The organism is Streptomyces sp. Isolate_45, assembly GCF_024721315.2.
In the GTDB taxonomy this organism is placed as follows: Bacteria; Actinomycetota; Actinomycetes; order Streptomycetales; family Streptomycetaceae; genus Streptomyces.
The window spans coordinates 26,976-40,992 of record NZ_JANFAK020000074.1 but is presented as its reverse complement, the minus strand read 5'-3'; the positions used below and the strand labels follow the sequence as shown (position 1 = coordinate 40,992).

The following is a 14,017-nucleotide window of genomic DNA, read 5'->3' as shown; positions in this document are numbered from 1 at the left end:
CGCCCGGAGTCGCCGGCGGGTCCGCCGTGCCCGGGCCCGGGTACGACCGGATCCGGACCGTGCGGGAAGCCGCGGCGGCGGACTGGCATCATCGGCGGTATGACAAGTTCGCTGCCGCTCCTGCCTCCGCACGCCCGCGTCTTCGTCGCCGGTCACCGCGGCCTCGTCGGTTCCGCGGTCGCCCGCCGGCTGACCGCCGACGGCCACGAGGTGCTCACCCGGGGCCGGGCCGACCTCGACCTGCGCGACGCCGCGGCGACCGAGGCCTACCTGAGGGACGTCCGCCCCGACGCGGTCGTGCTGGCCGCCGCCAAGGTCGGCGGCATCATGGCCAACAGCACGTACCCGGTGCAGTTCCTGGAGGACAACCTCAAGATCCAGCTCAGCGTCATCGCCGGGTCGCACGCGGCCGGCGTCGGGCGCCTGCTGTTCCTCGGGTCGTCCTGCATCTACCCGAAGCTGGCCCCGCAGCCGATCAGCGAGGACGCGCTGCTGACGGGTCCGCTGGAGCCCACCAACGAGGCGTACGCCCTCGCCAAGATCGCCGGCATCGTGCAGGTCCAGTCGTACCGCAAGCAGTACGGGGCCTCGTACATCTCGGCCATGCCGACGAACCTCTACGGTCCGGGCGACAACTTCGACCTGGAGTCCTCGCACGTCCTGCCCGCGCTGATCCGCCGCTTCCACGAGGCCGCGGCCGAGGGGCGCGAGGAGGTCACGCTGTGGGGATCGGGCACCCCGCGCCGCGAGTTCCTCCACGTCGACGACCTCGCGGCCGCCTGCGCCGTGTTGTTGGAGCGCTACGACGGCGACGAGCCCGTCAACATCGGCTGCGGCGAGGACCTGACCATCAAGGCCCTCGCCGAGACGGTCGCCGAGGTGACCGGGTTCCGGGGCGAGCTCGCCTGGGACACCTCGAAGCCCGACGGGACGCCGCGCAAGCTGCTGGACGTCGGCCGCCTCACCTCGCTGGGTTGGAAGCCCGGCATCCCGCTGCGGGACGGCATCGCCGCCACCTACCGGTGGTGGCTGGACCAAAGCTGACTCCACCACGGCCCTCAGTACGCTCCGCGACCGTCGACAACGGCGCGGAGGGTACGGCCCATCACGTCGACATCGCTGGTGAAGGACCAGTTGTCGACGTACTGGAGATCTAGCTGAATCGTTTCATCCCAGGACAGGTCGGACCGTCCGCTGATCTGCCAGAGACCGGTCATACCGGGCCGCACCGCGAGCCTGCGCAGCTCGACCTCGTCGTACTCCGCCACCTCCTCGGGCAGCGGCGGGCGCGGCCCCACCAGCGACATGCTGCCGGCCAGCACGTTCAGCAGCTGGGGCAGTTCGTCCATGGAGGTCCGGCGCAGCAGCCGGCCCACCCGGGTCACCCGGGGGTCGCGGCGCATCTTGAACATCAGGCCGTCGTTCTCGTTGGCCCCGGAGAGCTCCGCCTTCAGCTTGTCCGCGTCCACCACCATCGTGCGGAACTTCCACATGACGAAGGGTTCGCCGTCGCGGCCGATCCGGTCCTGGCTGTAGAAGGCGGGGCCGCGCGAGCCCAGCCGGATCGCCAGCACGACGGCGAGGAACATCGGCGACAGCAGGATCAGGCCGACTCCCGCCCCGATGCGGTCCAGCGCCGACTTGAGCAGGGGCTGCACGCCCCGGCGCACGGGCGGCGCGATCCGCAGCACGGCGAGGCCGCCGGCGGACAGGGTCTCCAGTCGCTTGACGGATATCTCGACCAGTCCCGGGAACACCGCCAGTTCGAGCCCCTCGTCGTGCAGGGCCCACGCCACGCGGCGCAGCCGCTCCCCCGCGATCCGCACGCCGGGCGCGACGAGCACGAGGTCGGCCTGGTGGCTGCGGACGGCGCCGAGGACGGCGGCCGAGTCGCCGTTCGGCGCCTCGGGCATCCCGTCGTCGAGCCGCCCGGCGACGGGTGTTCCGCTGGTCAGGGCGCCTGCGCCGACGGGAACCACGCCGACGACGACGTACGGGTGGTCGGTCCGCGCGGCGAGGTGGGCGATGACGTGCTCGGCCGCCTCGGGCTCTCCGACCACCAGGACCCGGCTGACGGCGTGCGCCTCGCGGCGGGCCGCCGTGAGGTGGCGGTAGGTGAGCTTGTGGCAGGCGACGGTGATGAGCAGCGCCGGCAACAGCGCCCCGAGGGCCGCCAGCCGCGGGGTGCTCTCGCCCGTCACCACCCGGGCGACGGCGAGGACCCCGATGAGAATCAGCCAGTCATGGAGGACCGGCAGGACTCCTCGGGATTCTCCGAGCACGCGGGAGGTGTAACGGCGCCTCAGCGCCTGCACCCCGGTCCACGCCAGGGCGGCGCCGACGGCGCAGTAGACGGGGCGGGCCTGCTGCGCGGCCTCGAACACGAGGCCGACGGGCACGGCGGCGCCGACGAAGTCGGCGGTGATTGCGGCGGGCAGGTACCAGCGGGCCTTGTCACCGAGCCGCCGTGCCGGGGCGGTTGCCGGCCCATCGGACTCGGAGACTGCTCTGGCCACCCTTTGCGCAGGAAAATGGACATGCCTCATGGGCCCCCCTGGCACGTGGTCTATGACATTGGCGCGTGCCCGCGGCTTCCCCTGGCAACGAGCGACTGTCGCACCGGGAAACAGTACGACAAACACCCGTACGGTAAATGCCGTTTGCGTTAACGAGAGCTCTCGTTGCCCAAGTGTTAGAAACCGGTATCAACCACTCCGCATATTGGACACCCCCTTCGCACGCGAAGGTGAATGGTTCGGATACCGGATACGTATCTTCGGACAACGAACCGTTTCCGGCCAACCTTTTGACGCGGCCCTGACATCACGGCCCACAGGTGGCACTCTTCGACCGTTCATCGCACCAGCCCTGATCTGCCCGGAGGCCCTACCCAGCCGTCCGGAACCCCCCTTGCAGAAGGAGTCTGCGTTGAGTCCCACCCCCCAGAGGCGTGCCACCGCGGCCGGAGCGCTCGTCGCCGCGGCAGCACTGCTCGCCGTAGGCATACAGGCCGGCAGTGCCACCGCCGACGCCACCGCGTCGCAGGCCAGTGCGGCAGCCCAGCCCAACCCGGGCGCGGCCAACCTCAAACTCAGCGCTTCGGAGCGTGCGACGCTCCTTGCCGAGGCCAACTCCACCACCGTGCAGGCGGCCAAGGCCCTGGGCCTCGGCTCCGGCGAGAAGCTGGTCGTCCGCGACGTCGTCAAGGACGCGGACGGCACCACGCACACGTCGTACGAGCGGACCTACGACGGCCTGCCCGTGCTCGGTGGTGACCTCACCGTCCATGCCAAGGGCGGCGTCACCAGGAGCGTCACCAAGGCGACCAACCACGAGATCAAGGTCGCGGACACCAACGCCTCGGTCACGCCGGCGGCCGCCGAGAGCCAGGCCGTCTCCGCCGCCAACGCCGAGGGCTCGAAGGAGGCCAAGGCCTCCAAGAACGCCCGCAAGGTGATCTGGGCGGCCGAGGGCGCCCCGGTCCTCGCGTTCGAGACCGTCGTCGGCGGGCTCCAGCACGACGGCACCCCGAACGAGCTGCACGTGGTGACCAACGCCAAGACCGGCGCGAAGATCACCGAGTGGCAGGCCATCGAGACCGGCACCGGCAACACCATGTACAGCGGCCAGGTGACGCTCGGGTCCTCGCAGTCGGGCAGCAACTACACGCTGACCGACGCCACCCGCGGCAACCACAAGACCAACAACCTCAACCGCGGCACCTCCGGCACCGGCACCCTCTTCTCGGGCACCGATGACGTCTGGGGCAACGGCGCGGCCTCCAACCTGGAGACCGCCGCGGCCGACGCGCACTACGGCGCCGCGGTCACGTGGGACTACTACAAGAACGTCCACGGCCGCAACGGCCTGCGCAACGACGGCGTCTCGCCGTACAGCCGCGTCCACTACGGCAACAACTACGTGAACGCCTTCTGGGACGACTCCTGCTTCTGCATGACGTACGGCGACGGTGACGGCAACGCCAAGCCGCTCACCTCCACCGACGTCGCGGCGCACGAGATGACCCACGGCCTCACCTCGGTCACCGGCAACATGACCTACAGCGGTGAGCCCGGCGGCCTGAACGAGGCGACCTCCGACATCTTCGCGGCGGCCGTCGAGTTCTACGCCAACAACCCGCAGGACGTCGGCGACTACCTGGTCGGCGAGAAGATCGACATCCGCGGCAACGGCACCCCGCTGCGCTACATGGACAAGCCGAGCAAGGACGGCTCGTCCAAGGACTCCTGGTACTCGGGTCTGGGCGGCATCGACGTCCACTACTCCTCGGGTCCGGCCAACCACTGGTACTACCTGGCCTCCGAGGGCTCGGGCGCCAAGGTGGTCAACGGGGTCAGCTACGACTCCCCGACCGCGGACGGCCAGCCCGTCACCGCGATCGGCCGTGACGCCGCCTCGAAGATCTGGTTCCGCGCGCTGACGGTCGGCTACTTCAAGTCGAACACGAACTACGCCGCCGCCCGCACCGCCACCCTCCAGGCCGCCGCCGACCTGTACGGCCAGGGCTCGACCACGTACAACAACGTGGCCAACGCCTGGGCCGGCGTCGCCGTCGGTGCCCGCATCGCCAACGGCGTGACGGTCACCAACCCCGGCAACCAGAACACCATCACGGGCAGCGCGGTGAGCCTGCAGATCCAGGCGAACAGCACGAACCCGGGTGCGCTGAGCTACGCGGCGACCGGCCTGCCGGCCGGCCTGTCCATCAACTCCTCCACCGGCCTGATCTCGGGCACGGCCTCCACGGCGGGCACGTCCAACGTGACCGTCACGGTGACCGACTCGCAGGCCAAGTCCGGCACGGCGGCCTTCACCTGGACCGTCGGCACCTCGCAGCCGAGCGTGTTCGAGAACACGACCGACTACGCGATCGCGGACAACTCCACGGTCGAGTCGCCCATCACGGTGAACCGTACGGGCAACGCCTCCAGCGCCCTCAAGGTGGACGTCAACATCCTCCACACCTACGTCGGTGACCTGAAGGTCGACCTGGTCGCCCCCGACGGTTCCGTCTACAACCTGCGCAACCGCACCGGCGGCAGCGCGGACAACATCGTCCAGCAGTTCACCGTGAACGCCTCCTCCGAGGTCGCCCAGGGTGTCTGGAAGCTCCGTGTCGCGGACCTCGCCTCCGCCGACGTCGGCAAGATCGACAGCTGGAAGCTCACCTTCTGACCCACCGGGTCCGAGCGTGAACCACAGCTGAACCGTTAGATCACGGGGCCGCCCGGGAGCAGACCTCCCCGGGCGGCCCTGTTCCATTGCGCGGCGACCGCGGCTGCCGCGGCACCGGGGTGAGGGCCAACAACCCCCGGGCCAGTTCCCTCACCGCCAGGTCCGGGTGCGGCGTCCCGTCGCACGGGAACCCCCCGACGACCCGGCGCGGTGAGGAGGCGATGTGCTCCACCGCCGACCGGGCCTCCTCCGGCAGCATCCGCATCGCCGTCAGTGCGCGCAGCGCGCCCGGGTGCGGCGCGTGGAGGGCGCCCCGGCGGACGAGTTGGCGCGCGATGACCGGGGCCGTGTCGTGCCTGCGGCCCGTGACCCGCCAGACGGCGGCGGCCGCGTCCGCCCGGCTCTCCCGGTCCGGCGCGCCCAGCCGCTCTTCCACCAGCGGCAGCAGCGCCTTCGCGGCCGGGCCGAGTTCGCCCGCCACCCGGACGGCCGCCCGGCGGCGTGCCAAGGCCTCCGGCAGCCCCCGTACCGCGTCCACCGCGGGCCCCGCCTCGCCCGTGACGCGCACCAGCGCCGTGGCCGCCTCCAGGTCCCCGGCCTCGGCCCGGGCCAGCAGGGCGCGCGCCGCCACGGGTCCCGCCGCCGCGCCCAGCGCTCCCAGCACCCCGGCCGAGGTGGGCAGGAGGCGTACGAGTTCGTCCACCCGGCCGGCCGCGAGCGCGGGGAAGCGCCGCAGGGCGTCCACCCACTCGGCGCGGGGCCGGTCCGCGACCCGCCGCGCCACCGGCTCGGCGTCCGCGCCGAACACGTCCACCACCGCGGACACGATCGTGCCCGGCGCGCTGACGGGGGTGAGCCGCAGCTCGGCCGCCTCGTGCGGCAGTTCGTCCATCAGCCGCAGGACGAGGGCGACGGCGCCGGGCACCCGCAGCCGCACCGCGGCGTGCGTCGCCGCCACCCGTACGGCGGGGTCCGCGGACCGCAGGTGCGGGTCCAGCCACGGCGCGGGCCGACCCCCGTCCAGCGCGGCGGCGACGCGCGCCACCCGGCACAGGTCCTCCGCGTCCCGCGCCGTCGCGGCGAGCCACGGCAGCACGTCCCGCTCCCGGTCGCGCCACTGCTCGGTGAGCGCCGCCGCCAGCGGCAGACCCCGCTCCACCGCCCGGAACGCCGCGTCGGGATCGTCCAGCAGCCGTTCCACGAGCGGCCGGTAGGTATCGGGCCACGGATGGCCCGACCCGTCGGCGGGAGCCGCGCCGTGGGCGTCGAGCGCCGAATCCACCAGGTCCGTCGGCAGCGGCAGCGGGGCCGTGCGCAGCAGGTCCGTCACCGCGGCCCTGCGCACCAGGGGTTCCGGCGCGGACAGCAGCGCCCGGTTGCGCGCGTCCCGGCCGCCGGGCGAGACGTCGAGCAGGCCGAGGGCCGTGACGAGGTCGGCCCGCACCTCGGCGTCCCCTTCCTCCTCCATCCGGGCCCGCAACAGCGGGAGCAGCGGCAGGGAGGCCTCCTCGCAGGCGGCGACGATCCACACCATCGCGCGCCGGACCTCCCGGTCCTCGTCCGCCGTCAGGCCGAGCAGGGCCGGCAGCGCGGCGGCCACCGCCCGGCGCACCCGGCGGTGCTCGCGGCCCGTCCCGTCGGCCGCGCCGTGCAGCAACCACAGCAGTGGCAGCCGGTGACCGGGGCCGTCCTTGACGAGCCGCGCGAGGAACGGCACGGCCGCGGCCGTCGCCGAGTAGACCGTCCCCTGGTGGCAGAGCGACGAGTGCAGCTCCTCCGACGCCTCTTCCCGTACCCGGGCGTCCGCCGAGCCGGCCGCCCGCAGCAGGTCGGGCACGTCGTCCGCCCGCCCGTAGGCGTGTTCCAGTTCCGCCCAGTCGATGTCGTCGATCCCGTCCAGCATGCGCACGACCCTACGTCCGCCCCGGCCGGGCGACGGCGCGCGGGCACGTCCACCCGGCCCCCTGCGCGCGGGACCTGCTGCCCCCGACGCCGGGACCTTCGGCGCTGCCGCCGGTCACGACGTCGGGGGGATAGTGGAGTCCGGCGAACCTACGGAACCGTAGGTTCGAGTGATTCCGAGGACGTGCGCCATGCCCCAGAGCCCCACGAACGCTCCTCCCGCGCAGCGCCCCTGGCTGATCCAGGGCGGCATGGGCGTCGGCGTCTCCGGATGGCGGCTCGCCCGGGCGGTGTCCGTGACCGGTCAGTTGGGCGTGGTGTCCGGCACCGCGCTGGACGTCGTACTGGCCCGCGTCCTGCAGACCGGCGACCCGGGCGGCCACGCCCGCCGCGCCCTGGCCGCCTTCCCGCTGCCCGAGCTCGCCCAGGTCGCCCTCGACTGCTGGTTCCGTGAGGAGGGCCTGCCCGACGACCGCACCCCGATGCGGACCACCCCGCGCCTGCGCGCGGCCGGCGGGTCCCCGGCGGAGGTCCTCACCGTCCTCGGCAACTTCGTCGAGGTCTGGCTCGCCAAGGAGGGACACGATGGTGTCGTCGGCGTCAACTACCTGGAGAAGATCCAGCTGGCCACCGCCCCCGCGATGTTCGGCGCGATCCTGGCAGGCGTCGACCACGTGCTCGTGGGCGCGGGAGTCCCCGGTCAGATCCCGGCCCTCGCCACCCGATTGGCGCGCTGCGAACCGTGCGTGACCCGGGTCTCCGTCGTGGGTCAGGAGGAACCGCTGGAGCAGCTCTTCGACCCGCGGGCGCTGCTCGCCGGGCACCTGCCCGGCCCGCTGCGCCGCCCGGACGTCCTGGCCATCGTGTCGCTGCCGGTGCTCGCGGCCTACCTGGCCCGGGACGAGGCCACCCGCCCCGACGGCTTCGTGATCGAGACCAGTCGGGCCGGCGGCCACAGCGCCCCGCCGCGCGGGCCGATGACCCTGGACGCGGCGGGCGAGCCGCTCTACGGGCCTCGGGACCACCCCGATCCCGCCAGGATGGCCGCGCTCGGGCTGCCCTTCTGGCTCGCGGGCGGCCAGGCCTCCCCCGAGGCGGTGGCCGCGGCCCGGGCCGCCGGGGCCGCCGGTGTCCAGATCGGCAGCGCCTTCGCGCTGTGCGAGGAGTCGGGGATGGCCCGTCGGCTGCGCGGGGAGCTCCTCGACCGCGCCCGCGCCGGGACCCTGACGGTCCGCAACGACCCGGGGGCCTCCCCCACCGCGTTCCCGTTCAAGGTGGCCCGGCTGCCCGGCACGGTTTCCGAGCCCGAGGTGGCCGCCGGCCGGCGCCGGGTCTGTGACCTGGGATTCCTGCGCACCCCCGTCCGGGGTCCGCGCGGGCTGGTGTACTGGTGCGCGGCCGAGCCGGTGGCCGCGTACGTCCGCAAGGGCGGGGATCCGGCGGACGCCGAGGGCAAGCAGTGCCTGTGCAACGGCCTGCTGGCCACCATCGGCCTCGCGCAGCGGCGGCCGGGCGGGCGGATCGAACCCCCGCTGGTGACGATCGGCAAGGACCTGTCGTTCCTTCCCCGGCTGTCCCCCGACGCCTCCCCTTATACGGCGGCGGACGTGGTGCGGTGGTTGGAGCCGGGGGCGCGACCGTAGGACCGGGCGGGACGGCGGACGCGCGGGAGCCCGGCACCCACGGGGGTGCCGGGCCCTCATGCGGTTCGGCGTACCGGTCCCGCGATCAGCCGATGTTGCGGAAGACCGACCGGAGGTCGTCCTCGTCGTAGTGGTCGGAGTCGTCGTTGTCGTTGTCGTGGCGGCCGCCGTGGTGGCCGTTGTCGTCGGTCGGCTTGAAGTACACGGAGCGGACGTTCAGGTTCCGCGCCTCGTCGCCCGGCTCCAGCACCTCCTGGGGCTCACCGCCGCAGTTGCGGTCCCGGAAGACCAGCGCGAGCGAGTCGGTGTCGTTCTCCACCTTGAAGGCCGGGTGGTTGCGCGTGCCCGGCAGCTGGTAGCAGGTGTCGTTGTCGGCGGGTTCGATCGACCTGCGGTGTACGTCGCCCTCCTCATCGGCGTACCGGTAGTGCAGTTCGCCGAGGGAGTCGCGGTCGTGCCGGTCGTTGGCCATCGACTGGCCGGCGGTGGGCAGCACGAGCGCGAGGCCGGCGAGCAGCACGGTTGCTGTGGTGCGAAGACGCATGGGGGATCCGTTTCTCGGGGTTCACGGATGCCTGTCGGTGGGCATCCGCGAGACAACGTAGGAGCGAATCCCTTTGCCGAAACGTTTCCTCATACGCAACGTGTTCGATGGTTCACCCTCCCGGGGCGCCCCCCGGAGTGACCCGCGTCCGTACGGCCCACCGCCCCGCCCCGCGGTGGCGGGACGGGGCGGGGCGGGGCGGACGGGGTGTGCGGGACCGGGGCTCAGCGCAGGACGACGCCGCCCGGAACCTCGGTGTTCACCGGGGCGGCGACCAGCCCGAGCTCGGCCGGGGCGGCCAGCAGGGGGTGCGACGGCAGCACCCGCACGGTGTACCCGAAGGGGCCAGTACGGTCGAGGGCGAGCGGGCCCTCGTACACCCAGCGCCCCTCCAGGTCGGGGCCGGCGGCGGGCTTGAGCGGGAAGCTCCGCCCGTCCCGGATCACGTCCTGCGCGTCGACCCGGCCCGCGACGGCCTGCACCTCCACGTCCTCGGGCGCCAGCGAGTCGAGCGCCACCCGGACCCGCAGCGTGAGGGTGGCCCCCAGTTCGGCGGTGCCCCCGACGGGCGCCGCCGCGACGGCCTCCACGTGCTCGACGGCGACCCGCGGCCAGGCCGCCCGGACCCGGCCCTTCCACCAGGCCAGGTCCCGCGCCGCGTCGGCGGTGAGGGCGCGGTGGGAGCGGGCGGCCGGGGTGTAGAGCCGTTCCACGTACTCACGGACCATCCGTCCCGCGAGCACCTTCGGCCCCAGGGACACCAGGGTGCGCCGGACCATCTCGATCCACCGCACGGGCAGCCCCGTACGCCCGGTCCGGTCGTAGAACCGGGGGGCGACCCGGCTCTCGATCAGCTCGTAGAGGGCGCCGGCCTCCAGGTCGTCGCGCCGCTCCTCGTCCGTGCCGAGGCCGTCGGCGGTGGGGATGGCCCAGCCGAAGTCGGGCTCGAACCACTCGTCCCACCATCCGTCCAGGACGGAGAGGTTGAGGCAGCCGTTGAGCGCGGCCTTCATCCCGCTGGTCCCGCAGGCCTCCAGCGGACGCAGGGGGTTGTTCAGCCAGACGTCACAGCCCGGGTAGAGCTTCTGCGCCATGGCCATGCCGTAGTCCGGCAGGAAGACGATGCGGTGGCGCACCCGCGGGTCGTCCGAGAACCGCACCAGCTCCTGGACGAGCCGCTTCCCGCCGTCGTCGGCCGGGTGCGCCTTGCCCGCGACGACGATCTGCACGGGCCGGTCCGGGTCCAGCAGCAACCGGCGCAGCCGCTCGGGGTCGCGCAGCATCAGCGTGAGCCGCTTGTACGACGGCACGCGCCGGGCGAAGCCGATGGTCAGCACGTCCGGGTCGAGGACGGAGTCCACCCAGCCCAGTTCCGCGTCCGCGGCCCCGCGCTGCTTCCAGGAGGCGCGCAGCCGGTCCCGTACCTCCTGGACCAGTTGTTCGCGCAGCACCCGGCGCACGTCCCACACGTCCTGGTCGGCGATCTGCGAGACGGCGTCCCAGCGGGCGGAGCCGCCGACGGCGAGGGCGTCCTCGGTGCGCCCGGACCCGATCTGGCGGGCGCCGAGCCGCATGACCTCCGGGGCGACCCAGGTGGGGGCGTGCACCCCGTTGGTCACGGACGCGATGGGTACGTCGACGGGGTCGAAGCCCGGCCAGAGCCCGGCGAACATGCCCCGGCTGACCGCCCCGTGGAGGGTGGAGACGCCGTTGGCCCGCTGGGCGAGGCGCAGGCCCATGACGGCCATGTTGAACACCCCGGGATCGCCGCCCGGGTACGACTCCGCGCCGAGTTCCAGGATCCGGTCGACGGGTACGCCGGCCAGTTCGGCGGCCTCGCCGAAGTGCCGGGCGACCAGGCCCCGCTCGAAGCGGTCGATGCCGGCCGGGACGGGGGTGTGGGTGGTGAACACCGTCCCGGCGCGGACGGCTTCGACGGCGGCGTCGAAGCCGAGGCCGCGCTCCCCTTCCAGTTCCCTTATGCGTTCGAGCCCGAGGAAGCCGGCGTGTCCCTCGTTGGTGTGGAACACCTCGGGGTCCGGGTGCCCGGTGATCCGGCAGTACGTGCGCACCGCGCGCACGCCGCCGATCCCCAGCAGCATCTCCTGGAGCAACCGGTGGTCGCTGCCGCCGCCGTAGAGGCGGTCGGTCACCTCGCGGGCGACGGCGTCGTTGTCCTCGACGTCGGAGTCGAGGAGCAGCAGCGGGACCCGGCCGACGCGGGCCTGCCAGACGTGGGCGTGCAGGGAGCGGCCGCCGGGCAGGGTGAGCGAGACCCGGGCGGGGGCGCCGTCCTCCTCGCGGAGCAGCGAGACGGGCAGTTCGTTGGGATCGAGGACCGGGTAGTGCTCCTGCTGCCAGCCGTCACGGGACAGGGACTGGCGGAAGTACCCGTGGCGGTAGAGGAGTCCGACGCCGATGAGGGGGACGCCGAGGTCGCTGGCGGCCTTGAGGTGGTCGCCGGCGAGGATGCCGAGCCCGCCGGAGTACTGGGGGAGGGCGGCGGTGATCCCGAACTCGGGGGAGAAGTAGGCGATCCCGGCGGGCAGGTCGGCCGCGTTCTCCTGGCTCTGGTACCACCTCCCGCCGTGGAGGTAGTCATCGAGGTCGGCGACGGCGACGGCGAGGCGGCGCAGGAACCGCCGGTCGGCGGCGAGTTCCGCGAGCCGGGCCGCGGGCACGGCGCCGAGCAGCCGGACGGGATCACCACCGGCGGCCTGCCAGCCTTCGGGGTCGACGGATTGGAAGAGTTCGCGGGTTTCCGTATGCCATGACCAGCGCAGGTTGCGCGCGAGTTCGGCGAGCGGAACGAGGGGTTCGGGGAGGACGGGGCGCACGGTGAATCGACGGATAGCCTTCACGTGTTCCACCTTCGCAGGGGATTACGGATCGGAGCGGCCGCACCACGCTGTGCACCCGCGCATCGCCCCCGGAAGGCTAGCGGCGAACCCCGCCCCGGACCATCCCGCCCCTCGGGCCGCGGGCCGCGGCGCGGTCAGTGCGCCGGGTCGTCGGACGTCAGGAGCGCGTCCAGGCAGGGGTGGAGGGTCGGGGGCAGGGTGGCGCGGTCCCGTGCGCGCAGGGCGGCGCGGGCCGGCGGCGACAGGAAGCGGGCGAGTTGGAGCAGGGCGCCCAGCTCGGTCTCCAGCGCGGACGCGTCCGGCTCGTGCGCGGCGGCGCGGGCCAGGGCGGCGCACAGCAGGGTGCCCGTCTCCGGATCCCAGGAGTCGGGCCAGTCCGCGGCACCGGCGGCGGCCAGTTCCCGGACCCGTGGGTCGGGTGCCCGCAGCAGGCGTACGTACTCCCGGGCCCGGGGGTCGGCTTCGAGCCGGTCCCACTCCCCCAGGGCCCGCGCGCCGGGGCCGGACAGCAGCACTCGCGCCGAGGCACCGGTGTCCAGTCGGTCGGTGGCCCGGCCGTAGGACTCGATGCGCTCCAGCACCACCCAGGCCCCGAGCGGGGTGCGCAGGCTCAGACCGGTGCGCGGTATGCCGCGCAGGCAGCGCACCACGGCCCGGGTGCCGGCGCCGACGGGCTCCACGGGGCCGGCCACCTGGAGCCGGCCGGCCCGGGCGAGCAGCCGGGCCAGCACCGGGGGCGGCGACGGCATGACGGCGAGTCGGCCCAGGTCGGTGTCGTCCAGGCCGGTCTCCACGGAGGGCAGGGCGGCCAGCTGCGCCTCCAGCGCGCCGGGGTCGCGTTCCTCGCGGGCGGCCGTCACCAGCGCGGCCGCCAGGACCCGTTCCGCCTCGGGCCCCCACAGGGTGGCGGCCGCGTCCCGCGCGGCGGCCTCGCGCAGCCGGGGGTCGAGCGCGTGCAGGCGCCGTACGAGGGGATATTCCTGCTGCTCCATCGAACCCATGCCAGGCATTGTCCCGCCTGCGGCCCGCGGCGGGCACGGGTCGGTCAGGCGTCGGTGGCGAGTCGGGCGTGGAGGTGTTCGTCGTGCCAACCGTCGGCGTGGAGGAGGGCGCCGCGCATGGTGCCCTCCAGCGGGAAGCCGGCCTTGAGCGCGACGGCGCAGGAAGCCGGGTTCGCCACGGAGTGACAGATGCGCAGCCGGTGCAGATCACACTCTTCGAACGCCCATCGGGATACGGCCGCCACGGCCTGCGCCACGGCGCCCCGGCCGCGGCCCGCCGGCAGCAGCCAGTAGAGGAATTCCGCACTCGCGCCGAACGGATCGATGTCGGCCAAACCGATGAGGCCCACCGCCGCGCCCGGACCGCCGTCGCCGTCGGGGTGCGCCACCGCCCAGGCGGCTCCCTCACCCCCGTCCCACCGCCGGGCCCACCGCTCGATCCTTTCGACGGCGCGGGCCGGCGTCATCGGCTCGGGCCGGTTCCAGTGCCGGATGTCCGGATCCTCGTACGAGGAGGCCAGCACCTGCGCGTCCGTCTCCCGCCAGGGTCGCAGGACCATGCCGCACGGCAGCGCGAACACCGGTTGCGGCGCCCCTCCCCACCCCCTCGCCGAAGGTATTCCAGGGGCGGAAGGGGCGGGTGGGACGACGGCCGTTTCGCTGTACATCGCTTGTTCCTCACCTAATTGACGGGGCATCGGGACCCGGCGATCCGGTCCTTTGTGCGCCACGTGCCACTACGTACGAGTAGTTAACCAACGGCGCGGATTGGACGGGCTGTGCGTGGGGCAGGGCTCTGCGGGTACGCGCGGTACACGCACGGCGCACCCGCCCACCCCCTTTCCCCGCCACCCGAGTGAACGCGGACAG

At 73.4% G+C, this 14,017-nt stretch carries 9 protein-coding genes; 3 read left to right on the top strand and 6 right to left on the bottom strand.

From position 1 onward, the window contains the following. Nucleotides 1-99: 99 nt before the first annotated feature. The gene (locus NOD94_RS23060; RefSeq protein ID WP_281207962.1) at nt 100-1,044 is read left to right on the top strand and encodes a GDP-L-fucose synthase; all 945 of its coding nucleotides are present in this window, start codon (nt 100-102) and stop codon (nt 1,042-1,044) included. Nucleotides 1,045-1,058: 14 nt separating this feature from the next. Here NOD94_RS23060 and NOD94_RS23055 read toward each other — a convergent pair whose 3' ends face one another. Next, complete coding sequence (locus NOD94_RS23055) at nt 1,059-2,546, bottom strand: sugar transferase (RefSeq protein ID WP_281207961.1); 1,488 nt, start codon at nt 2,544-2,546, stop codon at nt 1,059-1,061. A 382-nt stretch (nt 2,547-2,928) separates the two neighbouring features. On the opposite strand from NOD94_RS23055, the gene NOD94_RS23050 reads away from it, so the two are divergent. Next, complete coding sequence (locus NOD94_RS23050; protein WP_281207960.1) at nt 2,929-5,196, top strand: M4 family metallopeptidase; 2,268 nt, start codon at nt 2,929-2,931, stop codon at nt 5,194-5,196. Nucleotides 5,197-5,236: 40 nt separating this feature from the next. Here NOD94_RS23050 and NOD94_RS23045 read toward each other — a convergent pair whose 3' ends face one another. Then, the gene (locus NOD94_RS23045) at nt 5,237-7,099 is read right to left on the bottom strand and encodes a hypothetical protein (protein ID WP_281207959.1); all 1,863 of its coding nucleotides are present in this window, start codon (nt 7,097-7,099) and stop codon (nt 5,237-5,239) included. A gap of 190 nt (nt 7,100-7,289) precedes the next feature. Between NOD94_RS23045 and NOD94_RS23040 the strand changes: the two genes are divergently transcribed. Next, a complete protein-coding gene (locus NOD94_RS23040) occupies nt 7,290-8,741 on the top strand; it encodes a nitronate monooxygenase (protein WP_281207958.1) in 1,452 nt (483 codons plus the stop codon). A gap of 85 nt (nt 8,742-8,826) precedes the next feature. Here NOD94_RS23040 and NOD94_RS23035 read toward each other — a convergent pair whose 3' ends face one another. From NOD94_RS23035 to NOD94_RS23020, 4 genes are all read right to left on the bottom strand, one after another. Further along, complete coding sequence (locus NOD94_RS23035) at nt 8,827-9,285, bottom strand: hypothetical protein (protein ID WP_281207956.1); 459 nt, start codon at nt 9,283-9,285, stop codon at nt 8,827-8,829. A 224-nt stretch (nt 9,286-9,509) separates the two neighbouring features. Beyond that, nucleotides 9,510-12,146 carry an alpha-glucan family phosphorylase gene (glgP, locus tag NOD94_RS23030; RefSeq protein WP_281207955.1) on the bottom strand — a complete coding sequence of 879 codons (2,637 nt, stop codon included), beginning with the start codon at nt 12,144-12,146 and terminating at the stop codon, nt 9,510-9,512. A gap of 134 nt (nt 12,147-12,280) precedes the next feature. Then, a complete protein-coding gene (locus NOD94_RS23025) occupies nt 12,281-13,147 on the bottom strand; it encodes a hypothetical protein (RefSeq protein ID WP_281207954.1) in 867 nt (288 codons plus the stop codon). A gap of 44 nt (nt 13,148-13,191) precedes the next feature. After that, a complete protein-coding gene (locus tag NOD94_RS23020) occupies nt 13,192-13,728 on the bottom strand; it encodes a GNAT family N-acetyltransferase (RefSeq protein WP_319192656.1) in 537 nt (178 codons plus the stop codon). Nucleotides 13,729-14,017: the final 289 nt, after the last annotated feature.

What these genes read in the sequence shown, in the direction of transcription:
- NOD94_RS23055 (WP_281207961.1), bottom strand. Translation starts at nt 2,546, where the DNA reads ATGAGGCATGTCCATTTTCCTGCGCAAAGGGTGGCCAGAGCAGTCTCC.
- NOD94_RS23025 (WP_281207954.1), bottom strand. Translation starts at nt 13,147, where the DNA reads ATGGGTTCGATGGAGCAGCAGGAATATCCCCTCGTACGGCGCCTGCAC.
- NOD94_RS23040 (WP_281207958.1), top strand. Translation starts at nt 7,290, where the DNA reads ATGCCCCAGAGCCCCACGAACGCTCCTCCCGCGCAGCGCCCCTGGCTG.
- NOD94_RS23060 (WP_281207962.1), top strand. Translation starts at nt 100, where the DNA reads ATGACAAGTTCGCTGCCGCTCCTGCCTCCGCACGCCCGCGTCTTCGTC.
- NOD94_RS23035 (WP_281207956.1), bottom strand. Translation starts at nt 9,285, where the DNA reads ATGCGTCTTCGCACCACAGCAACCGTGCTGCTCGCCGGCCTCGCGCTC.
- NOD94_RS23045 (WP_281207959.1), bottom strand. Translation starts at nt 7,099, where the DNA reads ATGCTGGACGGGATCGACGACATCGACTGGGCGGAACTGGAACACGCC.